This window comes from Amycolatopsis sp. NPDC043889, from assembly GCF_056435645.1.
This window is the reverse complement of sequence record NZ_JBWKEC010000004.1, coordinates 144,069-162,930: the sequence shown is the minus strand read 5'-3', so window position 1 is coordinate 162,930 and position 18,862 is coordinate 144,069. Positions and strand designations below refer to the sequence as shown.

Annotated in this window: 20 protein-coding genes and 1 pseudogene; 11 read left to right on the top strand and 10 right to left on the bottom strand. The window is 69.7% G+C overall.

Annotation, left to right across the window (positions count from 1 at the left end):
• Positions 1-25: 25 nt before the first annotated feature.
• From AC0685_RS11030 to AC0685_RS11015, 4 genes and pseudogenes are all read left to right on the top strand, one after another.
• Positions 26-812, top strand: a pseudogene (locus AC0685_RS11030) (putative hydro-lyase).
• Complete coding sequence (locus AC0685_RS11025; protein ID WP_478225363.1) at positions 812-1,570, top strand: LamB/YcsF family protein; 759 nt, start codon at positions 812-814, stop codon at positions 1,568-1,570. Before AC0685_RS11030 ends, AC0685_RS11025 begins: the two are co-directional and overlap by 1 nt.
• The gene (locus tag AC0685_RS11020; protein WP_478225362.1) at positions 1,570-2,175 is read left to right on the top strand and encodes a 5-oxoprolinase subunit B family protein; all 606 of its coding nucleotides are present in this window, start codon (positions 1,570-1,572) and stop codon (positions 2,173-2,175) included. The genes AC0685_RS11025 and AC0685_RS11020 overlap by 1 nt, the downstream gene beginning before the upstream one ends.
• Positions 2,172-3,029, top strand: a complete 858-nt coding sequence (locus AC0685_RS11015; RefSeq protein ID WP_478225361.1) for a 5-oxoprolinase subunit C family protein — start codon at positions 2,172-2,174, stop codon at positions 3,027-3,029. The genes AC0685_RS11020 and AC0685_RS11015 overlap by 4 nt, the downstream gene beginning before the upstream one ends.
• A gap of 32 nt (positions 3,030-3,061) precedes the next feature.
• On the opposite strand, the gene AC0685_RS11010 is transcribed toward AC0685_RS11015, so the two are convergent.
• The 7 genes from AC0685_RS11010 to AC0685_RS10980 all read right to left on the bottom strand — a co-directional run bounded on the left by AC0685_RS11010 (position 3,062) and on the right by AC0685_RS10980 (position 8,362).
• Positions 3,062-3,763 (bottom strand): alpha-ketoglutarate-dependent dioxygenase AlkB family protein, encoded by a 702-nt coding sequence (locus AC0685_RS11010; RefSeq protein WP_478225360.1) that lies wholly within the window; start codon positions 3,761-3,763, stop codon positions 3,062-3,064.
• Entirely contained in the window at positions 3,751-3,879 is a 129-nt protein-coding gene (locus tag AC0685_RS11005) for a hypothetical protein (protein WP_478225359.1), read from the bottom strand. Before AC0685_RS11005 ends, AC0685_RS11010 begins: the two co-directional genes overlap by 13 nt.
• Before the next feature lie 95 nt (positions 3,880-3,974).
• Complete coding sequence (locus tag AC0685_RS11000) at positions 3,975-5,033, bottom strand: zinc-dependent alcohol dehydrogenase family protein (protein WP_478225358.1); 1,059 nt, start codon at positions 5,031-5,033, stop codon at positions 3,975-3,977.
• 9 nt (positions 5,034-5,042) lie between these two features.
• Positions 5,043-5,423, bottom strand: a complete 381-nt coding sequence (locus tag AC0685_RS10995; RefSeq protein WP_478225545.1) for a transcriptional regulator — start codon at positions 5,421-5,423, stop codon at positions 5,043-5,045.
• A 175-nt stretch (positions 5,424-5,598) separates the two neighbouring features.
• Positions 5,599-6,282 (bottom strand): metal-dependent transcriptional regulator, encoded by a 684-nt coding sequence (locus AC0685_RS10990; RefSeq protein ID WP_192743702.1) that lies wholly within the window; start codon positions 6,280-6,282, stop codon positions 5,599-5,601.
• A 35-nt stretch (positions 6,283-6,317) separates the two neighbouring features.
• Entirely contained in the window at positions 6,318-6,767 is a 450-nt protein-coding gene (locus tag AC0685_RS10985; protein ID WP_478225357.1) for an N-acetyltransferase family protein, read from the bottom strand.
• A 5-nt stretch (positions 6,768-6,772) separates the two neighbouring features.
• Positions 6,773-8,362, bottom strand: a complete 1,590-nt coding sequence (locus tag AC0685_RS10980; RefSeq protein ID WP_478225356.1) for an amidohydrolase — start codon at positions 8,360-8,362, stop codon at positions 6,773-6,775.
• Between the two features lie 47 nt (positions 8,363-8,409).
• Between AC0685_RS10980 and AC0685_RS10975 the strand changes: the two genes are divergently transcribed.
• Genes AC0685_RS10975 through AC0685_RS10960 form a run of 4 tightly spaced genes read left to right on the top strand, consistent with a single transcriptional unit; the run spans position 8,410 to position 11,714 of the window.
• Positions 8,410-9,153: an enoyl-CoA hydratase/isomerase family protein gene (locus AC0685_RS10975; RefSeq protein ID WP_478225355.1), complete on the top strand. Its 744-nt coding sequence runs from the start codon at positions 8,410-8,412 to the stop codon at positions 9,151-9,153.
• Positions 9,150-10,694, top strand: a complete 1,545-nt coding sequence (locus AC0685_RS10970) for an ATP-dependent acyl-CoA ligase (RefSeq protein ID WP_478225354.1) — start codon at positions 9,150-9,152, stop codon at positions 10,692-10,694. The genes AC0685_RS10975 and AC0685_RS10970 overlap by 4 nt, the downstream gene beginning before the upstream one ends.
• Positions 10,685-11,326 carry a TetR/AcrR family transcriptional regulator gene (locus AC0685_RS10965; protein WP_478225353.1) on the top strand — a complete coding sequence of 214 codons (642 nt, stop codon included), beginning with the start codon at positions 10,685-10,687 and terminating at the stop codon, positions 11,324-11,326. Before AC0685_RS10970 ends, AC0685_RS10965 begins: the two co-directional genes overlap by 10 nt.
• 58 nt (positions 11,327-11,384) lie before the next feature.
• Positions 11,385-11,714 carry a hypothetical protein gene (locus tag AC0685_RS10960; protein WP_016337451.1) on the top strand — a complete coding sequence of 110 codons (330 nt, stop codon included), beginning with the start codon at positions 11,385-11,387 and terminating at the stop codon, positions 11,712-11,714.
• Between the two features lie 90 nt (positions 11,715-11,804).
• On the opposite strand, the gene AC0685_RS10955 is transcribed toward AC0685_RS10960, so the two are convergent.
• Positions 11,805-12,974 (bottom strand): acyl-CoA dehydrogenase family protein, encoded by a 1,170-nt coding sequence (locus AC0685_RS10955; RefSeq protein WP_034308631.1) that lies wholly within the window; start codon positions 12,972-12,974, stop codon positions 11,805-11,807.
• Between the two features lie 127 nt (positions 12,975-13,101).
• Between AC0685_RS10955 and AC0685_RS10950 the strand changes: the two genes are divergently transcribed.
• Both AC0685_RS10950 and AC0685_RS10945 read left to right on the top strand, forming a co-directional pair.
• The gene (locus AC0685_RS10950) at positions 13,102-14,442 is read left to right on the top strand and encodes a cation:dicarboxylate symporter family transporter (protein WP_478225352.1); all 1,341 of its coding nucleotides are present in this window, start codon (positions 13,102-13,104) and stop codon (positions 14,440-14,442) included.
• Positions 14,439-15,128 carry a 4'-phosphopantetheinyl transferase family protein gene (locus AC0685_RS10945; RefSeq protein WP_478225351.1) on the top strand — a complete coding sequence of 230 codons (690 nt, stop codon included), beginning with the start codon at positions 14,439-14,441 and terminating at the stop codon, positions 15,126-15,128. Before AC0685_RS10950 ends, AC0685_RS10945 begins: the two co-directional genes overlap by 4 nt.
• A 69-nt stretch (positions 15,129-15,197) precedes the next feature.
• Here the strand turns inward: AC0685_RS10945 and AC0685_RS10940 are convergent, their stop codons facing one another.
• On the bottom strand, positions 15,198-16,337 hold the full coding sequence (locus tag AC0685_RS10940; protein WP_478225350.1) for an isochorismate synthase: 1,140 nt from the start codon (positions 16,335-16,337) through the stop codon (positions 15,198-15,200).
• A gap of 107 nt (positions 16,338-16,444) precedes the next feature.
• Positions 16,445-16,756 (bottom strand): integration host factor, actinobacterial type, encoded by a 312-nt coding sequence (gene mihF, locus AC0685_RS10935; protein WP_005155963.1) that lies wholly within the window; start codon positions 16,754-16,756, stop codon positions 16,445-16,447.
• 451 nt (positions 16,757-17,207) lie between these two features.
• Between mihF and AC0685_RS10930 the strand changes: the two genes are divergently transcribed.
• Positions 17,208-18,845: a long-chain fatty acid--CoA ligase gene (locus AC0685_RS10930; protein WP_478225349.1), complete on the top strand. Its 1,638-nt coding sequence runs from the start codon at positions 17,208-17,210 to the stop codon at positions 18,843-18,845.
• Positions 18,846-18,862 lie beyond the last annotated feature (17 nt).

Sequence of the window (18,862 nt, the reverse complement as noted above, 5' to 3'; positions counted from 1 at the left end):
CAGAATCGGAAGAGGAGGCACCGCGATGACCACCTTCGACGAACCGGCGACCTTGTCCCCCGGCGAGGCCCGCGCCCTGTTCCGCGCGGGCACGGCCCGCCCGACCACCGGCTGGGCGAAGGGGTTCACCCAGACCAACCTGATCGCCGTCCCCGAGGACTGGGCCTACGACGTCCTGCTGTTCTGCCAGCGGAACCCGCAGCCCTGTCCGGTACTCGACGTCAGCGACCCCGGCGACCCGGCTGGCGCCCGGCGCGGATCTGCGCACCGACCTGCCGCGGTACCGCGTCTGGCAGAACGGCGCGCTGTCCGGCGAGCTCACCGACGCGAGCGGGCTGTGGCGCAGCGACATGGTCGCGTTCTCGATCGGGTGCAGTTTCACCTTCGAATCGGCGCTGGCCGCGGAGGGCATCCCGCTGCGGCACATCGACCAGGGCCGCAACGTGGCGATGTACGTGACGAACCGCGAGTGCGTCCCGGCCGGACGCCTGCACGGGCCCATGGTCGTCTCGATGCGGCAGATCCCCGAAGACCGCGTCGACGACGCCGTGCGGATCACCCGCGGGATGCCCGCCGTCCACGGCGCGCCGGTGCACATCGGAGACCCTGCCGCGCTCGGTATCGCCGATCTCGGCAAGCCCGACTTCGGCGACCCGGTCGACGCGGAACCCGGTGACGTGCCGGTGTTCTGGGCGTGCGGTGTGACCCCGCAGGCGGCGCTGATGGCCTCGCGGCCGCCGTTCGCGATCACGCACGCGCCGGGCTACATGTTCGTGACCGACAAGCTCGACAGTGAGTTCAGGGTGGCCTGATGGACCTCAACAGTGATCTCGGCGAAGGTTTCGGCGCCTGGAAGATGGGCGACGACGACGCCATGCTCGACATCGTCACCAGCGCGAACGTCGCCTGCGGCTTCCACGCCGGCGACCCGTCGGTGATGCGGCGCGTCTGCGAGCGCGCGGCGGAGCGCGGTGTCGTCATCGGCGCCCACGTCGCCTACCGCGATCTCGCCGGATTCGGGCGGCGGGCGATGGACGTCGCCCCCGCCGACCTGGCTGACGACGTGCTCTACCAGATCGGCGCGCTGGACGCGTTCGCCCGCGCGGCGGGCTCGCGGGTGCGGTACGTCAAACCGCACGGGGCGTTGTACAACACGGCCGCGGTGGATCCGGAGCAGGCGGCCGCGGTGGTCGAAGGGATCCGGCGATTCCACCCCGAGCTCGCGCTGCTGTGCCCGCCTGAATCGGAAATGGCCAAGCAGGCCGAAAAGGCCGGGCCCCCCGCGTACGCCGAGGCGTTCGCGGACCGCGCGTACACGCCCGAAGGCCTTCTGGTCTCGCGGAAACTGCCCGGCGCCGTTCTCCACGACGCCGACGAGGTGGCCGAACGCGCGGTCGCGATGGCGACCACCGGCAAGGTCGTCGCCGCCGACGGGACCGAGCTGGCTCTTCAGCCGCATTCGCTGTGCGTGCACGGCGACACGCCCGGCGCCGTCGAACTGGCGCGGCGGATCCGCGCGGGGCTCGACGCCTCCGGTGTCCACATCGGACCCTTCATCGAGGCCGCCTGATGCGACTGCTGCCCTATGGGGCGCGTGCGGCCATGGTCGACTTCGACGATCCGTCGGAGGTGCTCGGGCTGCACGCGTCTCTGGAGCAGGACCCGCCGGACGGCGTCGTCGAGCTGGTCCCCGCCGCGCGGACCCTGCTCATCCGGTTCGACCCCGGCCGGACCCATCACGACCGGCTCGCCGGCGACGTCCTCGGCCGGGCAGGAGTGGACGTCGAACCGCGCGAGGCCGCCGAGATCGTCGTGCCGGTGCGCTACGACGGCCCGGACCTCGCCGACGTCGCGGCCGCCGCCGGCATGTCGGCGGAAGCGGTGGTCCGGCGGCACGAGGACGGGACGTACGTCTCGGCGTTCTGCGGCTTCGCTCCCGGGTTCGCCTACCTGACCGGGCTCGACCCCGCGCTGCACCTGCCGCGCCGGACGAGCCCGCGCACGCGGGTCCCCGCCGGGTCGGTAGCGATCGCGGGCGAATACACGGCGGTGTACCCGAACGCCTCGCCCGGCGGCTGGCAGCTGATCGGGCGGACCACGCTGCCGGTGTGGGACGTCGAGCGGGAGCCGCCGAACCTGCTGGCGCCCGGAACCAGGATCCGGTTCACTTCATGACCGCGAAGATCGAAGTGGTCCGGCCCGGGGTTTTCGCCACCGTGCAGGATCTCGGGCGGCCCGGCCTGGCCGCGATCGGCGTCGGCCGGTCCGGCGCCGCCGACCGCGGTTCGCTGCGGCTGGCGAACCGGCTGGTCGGCAACCCCGAGAGCCACGCGGCCCTGGAGTGCGTTCTGGGCGGTCTCGTCCTGCGGTTCCCGGCTCCGGCGACCATCGCCGTCACCGGCGCGCCCTGCTCGGTCACCGTCGGCGGACGGGCTTTCGGCTCGGACTCGCCGATCCCGGTCGGCCCCGGCGACGAACTCGTGCTCGGCATGGCTTCTCACGGTTTGCGTTGCTATGTCGCGGTGCGTGGCGGCATCGACGTCCCTCCGGTACTGGGCGCGCGGGCGACCGACACCCTGGGCAGACTCGGCCCGCCCGTGCTTTCGCCGGGGATGACCTTGCCGGTGGGCCAGGAGGTACAGGCCCATCCCGGGGTGGATCTCGCCCCTCGCGCTCCCTTGCCCGACGTCCCGGTTCTGCGGATCAGCGCCGGCCCTCGGGTTTCCTGGTTCACCCCCGCCGCACTGTCCACTTTGGTCTCTTCCGGTTACGTCGCCACGTCCGACGTCGATCGGGTGGGCGTACGGCTCGAGGGTCCCGTGCTGTCGCGGGCGCGAAGTGGCGAGCTGCCGCCCGAGGCGGCTGTGCCGGGCGCGTTGCAGGTCCCTCCTTCGGGGCAGCCGATCCTGTTCCTGGCCGACCATCCGGTGACCGGGGGCTACCCGGTGATCGCGGTGGTGGAGGAAGCGGATCTGGATCTGGCCGCGCAGGTGCGGCCGGGGCAGCGGGTGCGGTTCCGGCTCTCGTGAGTGGTAAGGACGGTTAGAACCGTCCTTACCACTCACGAGGCTTGACCGGCTCGGTACCAGCGCTCGCCCTCCTGAGGCCCCTGCGCGTGGAGGTCACCAAGGTCCGTGCCACTCCCGAGTCCTGAAACCCGCAAAGTGATGTTCAACCGCCCCACCAGCCCCAGCGCCGGATCAGCGGTCCCCGGCAAGATCCGAGGCACCCCGTGGAAGGCCAGCCTCGACTCCCCGCCGAACACGAACAGGTCCCCCGACCGCAGATCCACGTCCGTATACGGCCGCCCACGGTCGACCGTGTTCCCGAACCGGAAGACACAAGCGTCCCCGAGGCTCAGCGAAACGACGGGCTCCAACGACGCCTCGTCCTTGTCCTGGTGCAGCCCCATCTTCGCGGCGGAGTCGTAGAAGTTCACCAGCGCGATGTCCGGCTCGTACGACGACGGACCATAAGCGGACGAAACGGCCCGCCGCCCGAGATCGCCCAGCCACGAAGGAAACGGCAGCACCGGGGAGCCGTCCGCGGTCACCTTCGAATACCGGTACGGGTGCCAGTGCCAGCCGAGGCAGACCGTCCGCACCGACATGACGCCGCCGTTCGGCAGCCGCGTCCGGCGGTAGCCACGCCAGCCCCGGCACGCTTCGACCAGGCGGCGTTGCTCGTCGAGGTCGAGCCAGTCGGGAACATGCACCGCACCGGGCGCGACTTCGGTACGCGGGCGAGGGATCAGCGCGTCCACGCGTCGAGTTTGCCAGGGCGCGCGCCGACGATCCGGTGGCCCCGCACCAGGACACCCGCCGCGACGAACCGGCGCAGCACGGATCGGCCGAACCGCGGCAGGGACGGAGCACCCATGACTGTCACGGCCAAGGAAGCTGCCACAAAGGGCCGGGAGAAGCCACCTTTCGGACTACTCCGATCGGCCGGTTGACCGCAGTGTGTTCACCCGGTCACCGTGCGAATTCGACCACCGTCACCCCAGCTCGCGCGGGCACCGGGTCGTTCATCTCCGCCAGCACGGCGGGGACGTCGTCGAGGCCGACCCGATTGCCGATCATGCCCTCGAGGTCGATCCCGGCCGTCTCCACGACTCGCAGCATCTCGGGGTACTCGTGCGCTTGCAGCCCGTGGATGCCGACGATCTCCAGCTCCCCGCCGATCACCCGGTGCATCGGGATCGGCGCGACGCCCTGCGCGGGCGGCATCAGCCCTGCCTGAACGTGCCGTCCCCGCTTCCGGAGGCTGCCGATCGAGGCGGCACAGGTGGTCGGCGAACCGAGGCAGTCGAGGGAGACGTGCGCGCCGCCGCCGGTCAGGTCGCGGACGTGCGCGGCGACGGCTTCATGGCCTTCGAACGCGGACGGATCGACGGCCGAAGAAGCCCCCATCCGCACAGCCAGCGCCCTGGCCTGCGGAGACGGGTCGACAGCGACGACCGACGCACCGGCCGCGACGGCCAGCAGGATCGCCGAGACGCCGACCCCGCCGCAGCCGTAGACCGCGACCCGCTGACCCGGCCGGACCCCGCCCTGGCGCAGCACGGCCCGGAACGCCGTCCCGAACCGGCAGCCCAGCGCCGCCGCTTCTGCGCACGTCAGCGAGTCGGGCAGTGCCACGAGGTTGACCTCGGCGTTTTCGATGGCGACGTACTCGGCGAACGAGCCCCAGTGGGTCGCGCCCGGCTGGAACTCGCGGTCGCAGATCTGCTGGTCACCGGCCGCGCACTGGGCGCAGGTGCCACAGGCGCAGACGAACGGCACCGTCACCCGGTCGCCCTCCGACCAGCCGCGTACGCCCTCGCCGAGCGACGCGATCCGGCCGGCGAGTTCGTGCCCGGCGACGTGCGGCAGCTTCACCGACGTGTCGTGCCCCTGCCAGGAGTGCCAGTCGCTGCGGCACACCCCGGTCGCCTCGACGGCGATCACCACCCCGCCCGGCGGCGCGACCGGATCCGGCACCTCGCGTACCTCGGGCAGCACCCCGAACTCCTCGAAGACGACCGCCCGCACCCGCACTCCCTACGTGTCCCGGCCTCGCCGCATCACGATGCCCTCGCCGGGCACCGTACACCGGGCCGCCCGCCCTCGCGGCGGCCCCAGAAGCCGTGACAGGGACTCCGGCGGCACCCCGAGGACCTCCTCGAGATTCTTGAGCACCAGCAGGGATTCCGGCCGTTCCGGACGGCAGCGGCCGGACTGCCAGTGGCTCAGTGTCGCGAGACTGACCGAGCACCCCCGCCCTCTGAGCCGGTACCGGATCCGATCGAGACCGAGCCCCCGCGCCCTGATCGCCGCCCTGAGGGCGTCCGCGAACGGCCCCGTCTCCAGCAGCCGCCTGAGTTCACGTCCTTCCGCCACCCCCCGGTCGATGGTGTGTGTCCGCTGACCGGTCATCTTCATCGCCTTCGCACGCTCGCTAGCCACCCGGAATAGCGCAGCCTAGGCGCGGGATCACATGATCGGAAGGGTCTTGGTTCACCTATCGGCGTGGCAGGCGGGTGACGTAATTATGCAGAGACGTAGGGAAAATTCCCTACATGCGCCCCGCCGATACGCGTCCACAGTGGACACGGGCTCAGCGCAGCGCGACCGACAGCGCCTGCGCGATCTCCTTGCCGATGGCGTGTGTCGCCGCGTCCGGGGGCGAGCCGACCTTGACCACCATCGGGCCGCCGAACGGCTGGCGCTCGACGACCTCGATCCGCTCGCCGAGGCCGATGGAGTGCTCGGTGAGGTAGCGCAGGAGCTCCGGATCGGTGTCCCAGACGCGGACGATCTCGCCGACCGCGCCGGGCGGGAGGTCGTCGAGGATGCGCATCGGCATCTCCTCGACGCTGCCGTCGGGCGCGGGGATGGGGTCGCCGTGCGGGTCGCGCACCGGGTTGCCGAGCTTCGCGGCGATCCGCTCGACGAGCCTGTCCGACACCGCGTGTTCGAGCGCGTCGGCCTCGGCGTGGACCTCGTCCCAGGTGTAGCCGAGTTCGGACACCAGGTAGGTCTCGATCAGCCGGTGGCGGCGGAGCACGGAGCGGGCGAGCAGCCTGCCGTCTGTGGTCAGCTCGATCCCCCGGTACGGGACGTGCGCGACCAGCCCGAGCTGGGACAGCTTGGTGACCATGCCGGACGCCGACGACGGGCTGACCTCCAGCCGCCCGGCCAGCGACGTGTTGGTGACGGCCTCGCCGCGTTCCACCAGCCCGTAGATCACCCGGACGTAGTCCTCCACGGACGACGACCTGCGGCTTGCCCCTTCACCCATGGGTGCGAGTTTACGGCTTGCCGCTCCCGTGCGACTCACCCAGCGTGCGGTCGCCAGCGGTACCGGATCCAGCCGGGGACGGGTTCGGCGCCGAGCTGGGCGTAGAACGCCTCGCCCTTCTCGTTGCCCTCCTGCATGTCCCATTCGACCCGGCCGGGCGTCCGCGCGCTCAGCTCGTCGAGCAGCTCCCGCCCGAGGCCGAAGCGGCGGTGTTCCGGGCGCACGAAGAGGTCGTCGAGCCAGATCCCCGGCCGGGCCTCCCAGGTGGAGAAGTTCCAGCTGCAGAAGGCGAAGCCCGCGATCTTGCCCGGTTCACCCGGAGGGGTGGCCAGCAGCACCCAGGCCTTCGGGTCGGGTCCGAAGAGGAACCCGGCCATCTCCTGCCTGTCGAGCTTCAGATCGTGTTTGTCCTCGTAGACCGCGTGCTCCTCGATGAGCGCGCAGATCTCCTCGATGTCGTCCGCGACCGCGTCCCGTACCGGCATGGGTCTCAGCTCCGTTCGTAGACGATGTCGCCGCCGACGGCGGTGGCGACGACGTGGATCGAATCCAAAGTGGACTCGTCGGTCGGGTCGGCCGAGAGGACGGCGAAGTCCGCGAGCTTGCCGACCTCCAGCGTGCCCAGGTCCTTCTCGGCGAAAGCCGCGTACGCGGATCCGTACGTGTACGCGCGCAGGGCTTCGGCCGGTGTGAGCCGCTCATCGGGACCCAGCACGACACCGGACGCGGTCTTCCGCCGCACCATGTCGGCCAGCGCGAGCAGCGGCGCGCCCTCGACGACGGGGCGGTCCGAGCTGGCCGGGAGCACGCAGCCCGCGTCGAGCAGGCTCTTGAGCCGGTAGCACCACGGTTCGCGCTCGGGTCCCAGCGCGGCCCGCATGCCGTCGCCGATCTCGTTGACGAACCGGCCCTGCGGCGACGCGACCAGCCCCAGCGACGCCAGCCGCTTCAGCTCCCCGGGCCGCAGCACCGCGCAGTGCTCGATGCGGTGCCGGTGGTCGGGCCGCGGGTCGGCCTTGAGCGCGGCTTCGTAGGCGTCGAGGACGACGGTGATCGCGCGGTCGCCGATGGCGTGCGTCGCGATCTGCCAGCCCGCCTTGTGCGCGGCTGCGATCGTCCGCGCGATCTCGTCCTCGGGCACCTGGAAGTAGCCGACGTTGTCCGGCTCGCCCGCGAACGGCTCGTGCATCGCGCAGGTCCGGCCGATCAGTGATCCGTCGGCGAACAGCTTCATCGCGCCGATCCGCAGCCATTCGTCGCCGAACCCGGTGCGCATCCCCAGGTCCAGACCGAAGCCCGCACCCGCATCGAGGTCGTGGAGCACGCTCGCCGCGACCATCACCGTGCTCCGCACGCGCAACACCCCGCGTTCGCGCGCCAGCTGGTACGCGGCGAGTTCGGCGGGGGTCTCCCCCACGAGACCCCCGCCGATCCCGGCCTCCTGGACACTCGTGATCCCCTCGGCCAGATACCGCTCGCCCGCCCTGTCCAGCCCGCGGACGACCCGCTCCGCCGGCGTCGGGTAGGTCAGCGGCCGCAGCATGAGCTGGGCCTGCTCCCGCAGGAGACCGGTCGGCGAACCGTCCTCGTCGCGGACGACGTCGCCGCCCACGGGCACGTTCCCCAGGTCCAGGCGCTCCAGTACCGCGGAGTTGACCACGGTCATATGCCCGGAAGTGTGCTTGAGCCGCACGAGGTGGCCAGGGGCGGCGCGATCGAGCCCCTGCCTCGTCGGATGGCCGCCCACGAGCTTGTTCTGGTCGTAACCGCTGCCGATGATCCAGCCGCCCGGCGGCGTCTCGGCCGCGCGCCGCGCGACGGCGTCGTACACCTCGTCGACACTGCGGCAATCCGAAAGCGCGACGTCGTCGAGGGCCATGCCGAACCAGGCCATGTGGTTGTGCGCGTCGTGGAATCCGGGCACGACCACCGACCCGCCGAGATCCACGCGACGTTTCGCGGAAAGCGCGGCGGCGTCGTCGCCCGACGCGACAATCCGCCCGTTCAGCACCGCAAGCGATGCGGATTCCTCTGTTCCGGTGAGGAACCGGGCGTTCTCGTAGACCGTGTCGACCCGCATGGATTCGACTCTATCGATCGATCGATCGGTCGTCTAGGCTCGGCGTCATGAGCACCGTGGACTACGCACTCGACGACGGCATCGCCGTGATCTGGCTGAACCGCCCGGAGCGGCTCAACGCGGTGGTCGCCGAACTGGTCGACGACCTGCTGGAGGCGCTCGACGCGGCCGCCAAATCGGACGCGCGCGCCGTCGTGCTGGCCGGCCGGGGAAGGGCGTTCTGCGCCGGTCACGACCTCAAGGAGCCCACCCCGCCGGGTGATTCACGTCCGCGACTCGACCGGCTACAGGACGTGACGCGCCGTCTTCGCGGACTGCGCCAGCCCGTCATCGCCGCGGTCCACGGCTACGCGATCGGCGCGGGCGCCGAGTTCGCGATGGGCTGCGACCTGATCCTCGCCGCCGAAGACGCGGTGTTCGCCTTCCCCGAGGTCTCCTTGGGCCTGAGCGTCACGGGCGCGGCCTCACGGTTGCTGCCGCTGCTGGTCGGCCCGCTGAAGGCCAAGGAACTCCTGCTGCTGGGCGAGCGCGTGAGCGGCGCCGAAGCGGCCGGACTCGGCCTGGTCAACGCCGCCCTGCCCGTCGACGATCTGATGGACACCGCCCTCGCCTGGGCGGCCAAGATCGCCGCGCATCCGGCGGCCGCGGCCACGATGGCCAAACGCGCCCTCGATTCCGGCATCGACAGCTCCCTCGACGCGGCCCTCGAACTCGAAGTCAGCCACGCGCTGATCACCGAGCACTCCGCCGAGGTCGCCGCCTCGGCCGAGGCTTTCCGGAGCCGGGCATGACCTCGTTCGCCGGAATCGACACCCTCCTCGGACTGACCACCAGGGCAGCCGCGCTCTGGCCGGACAAGACGGCGTGGATCTTCGACTCCACCGGTGAAAGCTTCACATTCGCCGACGTCGACGCGCGCAGCACCGAGTTCGCCCGCGCGCTGCTGGAACTCGGCGTGGAACCGGGTGACCGGGTCGCGGTGATGCTGCGCAACCAGCCCGAGTTCCCGTTGCTGTGGCTGGCCTTGGCCAGGATCGGCGGGGTGCTCGTCCCGGTCAACACCGGGTACCGCGAGTTCGACGGCGCCCACGTGCTCCGGCACTCGGGCGCCAGGTTCGCCGTGGCCGCCGAGGAATTCCTGGAGCTGCTGAACAAGATCGCGCCGGAGACCTCGCTGGAACGCGTGCTCACACCCGGCGAACTCGCCGGTTCCGGTGCCGCCCCGGCCTTCACGAGCGAAGCCGAACGGCCGGTCAACATCCAGTACACCTCGGGAACCACGGGCGCACCCAAGGGCTGCGTACTGCCGAACCGGTATTGGACGACACTCGCGATCGGCCTGGCCACGGACTACCCGTCGGTCGGCACGGACGACGTCATCCTGACCGCGCAACCGTTCCACTACATAGATCCACAGTGGAACGTCGCGCTGGGGCTCGCGGGCGGCGCGACCCTGGTGGTGCTCGACCGCTTCCACCCGTCGACGTTCTGGGACAAGATCCGCGAACACGGCGTCACCTGGTTCTACTGCCTCGGCCTGATGCCCACCCTCCTGCTGCGGCAGCCGGAAAGCGAGCTGGACAAGGCACACCAGGTGCGCGCGATCTGCGCTTCGGCCATCCCGCGCGACCTGCACGCCGCGCTCGAAGCACGCTGGGGCGCGCCGTGGTACGAGGCCTTCGGCATGACCGAGACCGGCGGCGACATCCGGATGTACCCGGCGGATCACGAGGAGACCGTCGGCACCGGCTGCCTCGGCAGGCCGACGCCCGCCCGCGAGGTGATGATCGCCGGCGAGGACGGGAAACCGCTGCCGCGCGGGGAAACCGGTGAGCTGCTGATCCGCGGGGTCGGCCTGATGCACGGCTACCACGACGATCCCGAAGCGACCAGGCGCGCCTTCGACGGCGGCTGGTTCCACACCGGCGACCTGGCCACAATGGACGCCGAAGGCCGCGTGTACTACGTGGGCCGCACCAAGGACATGATCCGCCGCAGCGGCGAGAACATCTCCGCGGACGAGGTCGAACGGGCGCTGCAGCTGCATCCCGCGGTCAAGCTCGCCGCCGTCATCGCGGTGCCGGACGACATCCGCGGCGAGGAGGTCAAGGCGTACATCGTCCTCGACGAGAACGAGCGGCACCGGTGCGAGCCTGCCGAGCTGGCGGAGTTCTGTTCGACGAAACTGGCCTACTTCAAGGTTCCCCGGTTCTGGGCCATCGCGGCGGAGCTGCCGATGACGCCGTCCGAACGGGTCGCGAAGGGCGAGCTGAAGAAGGCGGGCGACCTCCGCGCCGGTTCGTGGGACAGGACCACCGGGACATGGTTGTGAGCACCCGGGAGAGAGTCCGGCAGGCGGCGGTGAAACTGTTCGCCGCCAAGGGGTTCCACGGCACCGGCATCCGGGACCTGGCGCAGGAGGCGGAGCTGTCGTCCGCCAGCCTGTACCACTACATGGGCACCAAAGAGGATCTGCTGGTCGCCATCATGAACGAGTCGCTGCGGCGCCTGCTCGACGCGGCCGAGCGGGCGACCGCCGGACTCACCGATCCCGTGTCGCGGCTCGGCTCCCTGGTGGCGCTGCACGTGCTCGCGCACGCCATCCAGCCGGATGACACCCGCGTGGTGGACAACGAGGTCCACGCGCTCACGCCGGGTGCCAGGGCCGAAGTGGTGGGACTGCGCGACGCCTACGAAAGACTGTGGGCGGACGCCATCGAGGACGGTGTCGCGGCGGGCGCTTTCCACACCGACCAGCCTTCGGTGACCCGGCTCGCGCTGGTGGAGATGTGCAGCGGGGTCGCGCGCTGGTATTCGCCGTCGGGGCCGCTCACCCTGGATCAGCTGGCCGCGCATTACGCGGAGCTGGCGCTGCGGGCGCTCGCCTGCGAAGGCCGGCTGGACGTCACGGCGTTGCAAAACTGCCGTGAAGTGGTCTCGGGAGTGTGGCGAGTGCCCGTTTAGCGGCGACTCATACCCCCTACGCCTTGCTCAGACGGCTTCTCTGGGGGACGCTCGAAGGGTGACTGAGCAAACGATCCAACTCGAACTGGACGACTCGGGTCTCTCGCCGGCGTTGCCGGTGCCTTCGAACCCCCGTGATCAGGTGCAGGACGTCCCCTACCGCCCGGTGGGCTTCCGCGACGACGACCTGCCCACGGCGCTCGAACGGTGCGCGACATGGCTACGCCAGGCTCAGGAGTGGCTCGGGGAACCGGTCGATGTGCTGGCCGTCCATCTCGACTACGACGACCGCAAGGGTTCGCCGTACTACGACGTGAAACTTCTCTGCAACGAAGAGGACCTGGCCGGGGTCCCGATCGCGATGCGGAACCAGAAGGACGAGGACTAGAGAAAGTCCGTGAAGGCCTCCTTCCCTACGCTCAAGGTAGGGAAGGAGGCCTTCACGGCATGTACGGCCGTTAGGCAGTGCCAGGCACTGTCAGCCTAAGGTGCCGCCGACCTTGACGTGCCCCTTGAGCAGGTTGCGCGCGATGGTCCGGCGCTGGATCTCGTCGGTGCCCTCGTAGATCCGCAGCAGCCGCAGTTCGCGGTACCACCGCTCGACCGGCAGCTCCCGCGTGTAACCCATCCCGCCGTGGATCTGCAGGACGCGGTCGACGATCTCATTCGCCTTCACGCCGCCGTACAGCTTCGCCATCGACTGCGCGTGCCGCGAGTCCAGCTTCTGGTCGACCTGCCAGGCGGCGTGCAGCACCAGCCAGCGCAGGGCCTCCAGCTCGGTGCCGGAGTCCGCGATCATCCACTGGATGGCCTGGCGCTCGGCGATCTTCTGCCCGAACGTCTCCCGCGTGTTCGCGTGCTCGATGGCCATGGAGATCAGCCGCTCGCAGGAGCCGATCGCGCGGGCGGGCAGCAGGTAGCGGCCGGCGCCGATCCACTGCATGGCCAGGTCGAAACCGTGGCCGAGCTCGCCGAGGATCTGCGTCTCCGGCACGCGGACGTCCTCGAAGACCAGCGACGCCGGGCCCCATTCACCCATGGTGTCGATGTATTCGGACTTCCAGCCGGCGTCGCGGTCGACGAGGAAGCAGGTGACACCACCGTTCGCGCCCTTCTCGGGGTCGGTGATCGCGAAGACCATCACGAAGTCGGCCTCGTTGCCGCCGGTGATGAACGTCTTCTCGCCGTTGATGACCCAGTCGGTGCCGTCCTTGCGGGCGGAGGTCCGGATGGCCTTGGCGTCCGAGCCGGCGCCCGGCTCCGTGATCGCGAAGCACGACTTGCGTTCGCCCGAGATCGTCGGGAGCAGGTAGCGCTCCTTCTGCTCGTCGTTGGCGTAGTAGAGGATGTTGTCCGCGGCGCCGCCGAAGCGGAACGGCACGAACGTGCGGCCGAGTTCGGCCTCCAGCAGCGCGGTCATCACCGCGGACAGGCCCATGCCGCCGTACTCCTCGGGCGTCTGCACCCCCCAGAAGCCGGATTCCTTGGCCTTCAGCTGCAGTTCGCGCAGCTCGTCGGCGGTCAGGCCGGGCTGACCGGCGCGTTCGCGGCGCAGCACCTCCTGCTCACGCGGCATGAGGTCGCGCTGGACGAACGTGCGGACCCAGTCGCGCACCTCGCGTTCCTCGACGCTCAGAGAGAAATCCATGGTCAGCCCGCTCCTGTTCGACAGTGACTAAGCGCTCGCTTAGCTCAAGCGTACCGCTTCGATTGTCGTTCGCCGAGGAGTTGTCATAAGTTTTCGCGACCTGTCCCCATCTCGTCGAAGGGCACCAATGAGCACGGAAGCACCGGCGGCGAAGCGTGACCGCACCCATTACCTCTACATCGCCGTCATCGCGGCGGTGGCGCTCGGCATCGCGGTCGGCATCCTGTTCCCCGAGGTCGGCAAGGAACTGAAGCCGCTCGGGACCGGGTTCGTGAACCTGATCAAGATGATGATCTCGCCGATCATCTTCTGCACGATCGCGCTCGGCGTCGGCTCGGTGGCGAAGGCCGCGAAGGTCGGCCGCGTCGGCGGGCTCGCGCTCGGGTACTTCCTGGTCATGTCGACGGTCGCGCTGGTCATCGGCCTGGTCGTCGGCAACCTCCTCCAGCCGGGCACCGGACTGCACCTGACCCCCGAGATCGCCGAAAAGGGACAGGACCAGATCGCCAAGAGCGAGGGCACCGTCGACTTCCTGCTCGGGATCATCCCGAAGACGCTGGTCTCGGCGTTCACCGAAGGCGAGGTGCTGCAGACGCTGCTGGTCGCGCTGCTCGCCGGGTTCGCGCTGCAGAAACTGGGCACGAAGGGCGAGCCGATCCGCCGCGGCATCGAGCACATCCAGCGGCTCGTGTTCCGGATCCTGGCGATGATCATGTGGGCTGCCCCGGTCGGCGCGTTCGGCGCGATCGCCGCGGTCGTCGGCGAGACCGGCTGGAAGGCGCTGCAGAGTCTCGCGGTGATCATGCTCGGCTTCTACATCACCTGCGCGTTGTTCGTGTTCGTGGTGCTCGGGCTGATCCTCGGCCTGCTCGCCAGGGTCAACATCTTCAAGCTGCTGAAGTACCTCGGCCGCGAGTTCCTGCTGATCCTGTCGACGTCGTCGTCGGAGTCGGCGCTGCCGCGGCTGATCGCGAAGATGGAGCACGCGGGCGTCTCCAAACCGGTCGTCGGAATCACCGTGCCGACCGGGTACTCGTTCAACCTCGACGGCACCGCCATCTACCTGACGATGGCGTCCATCTTCATCGCGGACGCACTCGACAAACCACTGACCATCGGCGAGCAGATCTCCTTGCTGGTGTTCATGATCATCGCGTCGAAGGGCGCGGCAGGGGTCACCGGCGCGGGGCTCGCGACGCTGGCGGGCGGGCTGTCCTCGCACCGGCCGGAGCTGGTGGACGGCGTCGGGTTCATCGTCGGCATCGACCGGTTCATGTCCGAGGCCCGCGCGCTGACGAACTTCGCGGGCAACGCCGTCGCGACCGTGCTGATCGGCACTTGGACCAACGAGATCGACCGCGAGCAGCTGGATCGGACCCTGAACGGCCGATCACCGTTCGACGAGGCGACGCTGCTCGACGAACACCCGAGTGATCCGGTGCGGGATCGGGTAAAAAGGGAGACGTGATCGAATGTGCGGTCCGCTGGTCCCCGCCCCTGCCCGCCGAACCCCGGTTCCTGGCCCTGCTCGACGAGCTGGAGCAGGGCCGGTACGGAAACTACCGCCAGGACATCGACAAACGCCGGTTCCTGACAGGCAGGGTCCTGGCCAAGACGGTCGCCGCCGAGCGGCTCGGCATGGCCGTCGAGGACGTGAGCTTCGACGCGACCTGTGACGACTGTGGCAAACCGCACGGACGGCCCCGGATCCCCGGCGCGCCGCTGATGCTGTCGATCTCGCATTCCGGCGACCTCATCGGCGTCGCGGCCACCGCGGGGACGCCGGTCGGCCTCGACGTCGAGACGGCCACCAGGCGGGCCGAGGACTCGCTCATGGAGTACGCGCTGACCCCCACGGAGCTGGCCGCGATCTCCGGGCTGCCCGACGACGAGCGCACGACGGCGTTCTTCACCTACTGGACGCGCAAGGAAGCCGTCATGAAGGCCACCGGGAAGGGCCTCAAGATCCCGCTGCAGAGCATCACGTTCTCCGGCCACGGCGAGCAGGCGCGGCTGGTGCGGTCGAGCCATCAGGCCCTCGACCCGGACCGGACCCGCCTCGCGGACCTGAAGGCGGCCGAGGGCTACCGGGCCGCCGTCGCGCTGCTGACCTCGGACGACATCGCGGTAACCGAAGACTTCGCGCCCCTCTGACTCCACGCGTTTCGTCCTCTGAATGCGGTAGTTGCGCGTGCAAGTACCGCATTCAGAGGACGAAACGCGTCAGATCTCCAGGCCCATGGCGGCCAGCAGGGTGCGGAACTTCGCCGAGGTCTCGTCGAGCTCGGTCCGGGGGTCGGAGGCGGGCACGATGCCGCCGCCGGCGTACAGCCGCATGGAGGTGTCGGCGATTTCCGCGCACCGGATCCCGACGGCCCATTCGCCGTCCCCCGCCGCGTCGACCCAGCCGACGGCACCCGCGTAGTACTCGCGATCGAACGGCTCCAGCTCCTGGACCAGTGAGCGCGCGGCCCCGGTCGGCGTGCCGCAGACCGCGGGGGTCGGATGCAGCGCGGCGGCGAGGTCCAGCGCGGTGACGTCCTCGTCGATCAGCTCGCCGGTGACGGTGGTCGAGAGGTGCCAGATCGCCGGGGTCGAGACGAGTTCCGGGCCGCGGACGTCGAGGGTACGGCAGAACGGCCGCAGGATCTCGACGACGGACTCCACCACGACGGCGTGTTCGACGTGGTCCTTTTCGGACGCCAGCAGCGCCTCACCGTTCGCCTTGTCGATCGCCGGGTCCGCGGAACGGGGCATCGACCCGGCATGCGGGCGGGACACCACGGCGCCGCCGGTGCGGGAAAGCAGGAGTTCGGGAGTGGCGCCGACCAGCGTGCGGCCGCCGGGCAGCTGCGCGGCGTAGGTGGTGTGCCGGGGGTTCCCGTTCGCCAGGTTCCGGACGACCTCGGCGACCGGGACTACCTCCTCGAAGTCGAGGTCGAGCGCTCGGGCGAGGACGACTTTGCGCAGGTCACGGTCGCTCAGCGCGGAGACGGCCGCGCGGACGGCGGCCAGATGCGCCTCGGGTTCGGGCACGGGAGAGACCTTGACCGGCCGGGGAAGCGCGGTGCGCGGCGGGACGGTCGCGTGGTCGGAAGACGCGCGATGGATCGCACGGGGCAAGACCAGATGCCCCGGCATCGAGGTGGTGTCGAACGGCAGCACACCGACCGCGATCGACGCGCCCGAGTCGGTGAACAGCCCGGGGAGCACCCGGGACAGCCGCGACGGCTCGGTCTCGGTCGCGGTGGCCACGGCCCCGCTCGCGAGGAGCGCGTGCCGTGCCGTGGCCAGGAGGAAGTCGCCCCGCTCGTAGCGGGCGGCCAGGTCTGCCGGGGTCGCCGGTGCGGTACTGGTCGTCACCCCACCAGCGTCCCAGGCTCCGGCTGAGACCAGGGGAAAGTGTTGCCCGGGCAACAGCCTCTCAGGCAACACCTTCCCCCGGACAGCCCGTGACCTGGGCGGAAGCGTTACTTCAGCGCCTCGAGAAGGGCCTCGCGCTGCCGCTCGCCCAGGCCGGCGGCACGCCGGTCCGGGTCGATCCCGGCCTGCTCCAGCAGGGCGGCGACCTTGACCGCGCCCAGGCCGGGCACGGCCTTCAGCAGCTGCGTGACCTTCGTCTTGCCGATGGTCTTGTTCTCCTTGGCCTGCTTGAGCACCTTGTCGATGCTCTCCTTGCCGGACTTGATCGACGCAAGCAGCTCGGAGCGCGCTTTGCGAGCCTCAGCCGCCTTGGCGAGGGCATCGGCGCGCTGCTCCGGAGTCAACGTGGGCAGAGCCAACGTAGTAGTCCTTTCATCTCAGGTCTCCGCTTTCGCGGCCGACGGCCTTTAAACCATGCTTGCAAGAGCAAGCGCTGGCCAGCCGTCTCTGTACCACGGCTCCAGTAAACGCCACCCGTTCCTCGGCCGTGAAACCGACACGCACTTATTACCCCTCGACCACGCCGCGGGCAACCCGCCCCAGCCTGCGGAAACACGCCGTTCGAGCGGCGATTCGCCCGCGTTCATCACCCTTATGAGCGATGTCATCACTTCGCACAGTCGGCCATTTTTCGTTTCATGGCACGAAAAATACGAATTATTGAGGATCTTGGCCCGAACCGGCGAACACCCGTTAGCGCGACACTGTGACCGAACGGTTGCCTGCGATGTTACTGACCGGTTCACCCCTCCCGGATTAGAGTCGGCGCAACCCCAGTTCACCGGAGAACGAGCACCACGGGAGTACGCGATGTTGAGCACGATGCAGGACGGGCAGCTGTCACTGGGCAGGCTGCTCCGCCACGGCACCACGGTGCACTCCGAGAGCGAAGTCATCACCTGGACCGGTTCAGAAGCCCGCCGCGAGACCTATGGCGAGCTCGGCAAACACGCCGCGAAGCTCGCGAACGCGCTCCGGAGCCTCGGTGTCATCGGCGACCAGCGCGTCGGCACCTTCATGTGGAACAACGCGGAGCACATGGCCGCCTATCTGGCCATCCCGGCCATGGGCGCGGTGCTGCACACGCTGAACATCCGGCTGTTCCCGGAACAGCTCGTCTTCGTCGCCAACCACGCCGAGGACCAGGTCGTCATCGTCGACGGCACGCTCGTCCCGCTGCTGGCCAAGCAGCTGCCCGAGCTGAAGACCGTGCGTCACGTCATCGTGGCCAACGGCGACGCCTCCACCCTCCAGGCGCCGGACGGCGTCCAGGTGCACTCCTACGCCGAGTTGCTGGCCGGCCAGCCGGACACCTTCGACTGGCCCGAGGTGGACGAGCGTTCGGCCGCCGCGATGTGTTACACGTCGGGCACCACGGGTGACCCGAAGGGCGTCGCGTACTCCCACCGGTCGATCTGGCTGCACTCCATGCAGGTCACGATGTCCGACAGCATGCGGCTGGCCCAGCACGACAAGGCCCTCGCGATCGTCCCGATGTTCCACGCGATGGCGTGGGGCATGCCGTACGCGGCGATGATGGTCGGCGCCTCGCTACTGATGCCGGATCGCTTCCTCCAGCCCGCGCCCATCGCCCAGATGCTCGAGGCCGAGAAGCCGACCTTCGCCGGCGCCGTCCCGACGATCTGGCAGGGCCTGCTCTCCCACCTCGACGCGAACCCGCAGGACATCTCGCATCTGCGCGAGGTCGTCGTCGGCGGATCGGCGGCACCGCCGTCGCTGATGCACGCGTTCGAGGACCGCTACGGCGTACCGATCCTGCACGCCTGGGGCATGACCGAGACGTCACCGCTGGGCAGCGTGGCGCGTCCGCCCGCCGCCGCGACCGGCGAGAAGGCGTGGGACTACCGCTACACCCAGGGCCGGTTCCCGGCGTCCGTCAGCGCCAGGCTGATCGGCGACAACGGCGAGGAACTGCCGTGGGACAACGAAAGCGTCGGCGAGCTCGAAGTGCAGGGCCCGTGGATCGCGGCGTCGTACTACAGCGGCACGAGCGGTGACGAGCCCGACCCGGAGAAGTTCCACGACGGCTGGCTGCGCACCGGAGACGTCGGCAAGATCAGCCCGGACGGCTATCTCACGCTGACCGACCGCGCGAAGGACGTCATCAAGTCCGGCGGCGAGTGGATCTCCTCGGTGGATCTGGAGAACCAGGTGATGGCGCATCCCGCGGTGGCCGAGGCGGCCGTGGTCGGCATCCCCGACGAGAAGTGGGACGAGCGCCCGCTGGTCGCCGTCGTGCTCAAGGAGGGTCAGAGCGCCACGGCCGAGGAACTGCGCGAGTTCTTGTCCGACAAGGTCGCGAAGTGGCAGCTCCCGGAGAATTGGACCTTTGTGGACGAAGTCCCGAAGACCAGTGTCGGCAAGTTCGACAAGAAGCGGCTGCGGGCGTTCCACTCCGAAGGAAAACTCGACGTCAGTCAGCTCTAACGGGTTAATCTCCCGCG

Excerpts from the sequence above, each read along its gene's own strand:
- AC0685_RS11020 (WP_478225362.1), top strand. The coding sequence starts at position 1,570 with ATGCGACTGCTGCCCTATGGGGCGCGTGCGGCCATGGTCGACTTCGAC.
- AC0685_RS10995 (WP_478225545.1), bottom strand. The coding sequence starts at position 5,423 with ATGAAGATGACCGGTCAGCGGACACACACCATCGACCGGGGGGTGGCG.
- AC0685_RS11025 (WP_478225363.1), top strand. The coding sequence starts at position 812 with ATGGACCTCAACAGTGATCTCGGCGAAGGTTTCGGCGCCTGGAAGATG.
- AC0685_RS11005 (WP_478225359.1), bottom strand. The coding sequence starts at position 3,879 with ATGGGTGCTCCGTCCCTGCCGCGGTTCGGCCGATCCGTGCTGCGCCGG.
- AC0685_RS10930 (WP_478225349.1), top strand. The coding sequence starts at position 17,208 with ATGTTGAGCACGATGCAGGACGGGCAGCTGTCACTGGGCAGGCTGCTC.
- AC0685_RS10975 (WP_478225355.1), top strand. The coding sequence starts at position 8,410 with ATGAGCACCGTGGACTACGCACTCGACGACGGCATCGCCGTGATCTGG.
- AC0685_RS10950 (WP_478225352.1), top strand. The coding sequence starts at position 13,102 with ATGAGCACGGAAGCACCGGCGGCGAAGCGTGACCGCACCCATTACCTC.
- AC0685_RS11015 (WP_478225361.1), top strand. The coding sequence starts at position 2,172 with ATGACCGCGAAGATCGAAGTGGTCCGGCCCGGGGTTTTCGCCACCGTG.
- AC0685_RS10990 (WP_192743702.1), bottom strand. The coding sequence starts at position 6,282 with ATGGGTGAAGGGGCAAGCCGCAGGTCGTCGTCCGTGGAGGACTACGTC.
- AC0685_RS10985 (WP_478225357.1), bottom strand. The coding sequence starts at position 6,767 with ATGCCGGTACGGGACGCGGTCGCGGACGACATCGAGGAGATCTGCGCG.
- AC0685_RS10970 (WP_478225354.1), top strand. The coding sequence starts at position 9,150 with ATGACCTCGTTCGCCGGAATCGACACCCTCCTCGGACTGACCACCAGG.
- AC0685_RS10980 (WP_478225356.1), bottom strand. The coding sequence starts at position 8,362 with ATGCGGGTCGACACGGTCTACGAGAACGCCCGGTTCCTCACCGGAACA.
- AC0685_RS10955 (WP_034308631.1), bottom strand. The coding sequence starts at position 12,974 with ATGGATTTCTCTCTGAGCGTCGAGGAACGCGAGGTGCGCGACTGGGTC.
- AC0685_RS10965 (WP_478225353.1), top strand. The coding sequence starts at position 10,685 with ATGGTTGTGAGCACCCGGGAGAGAGTCCGGCAGGCGGCGGTGAAACTG.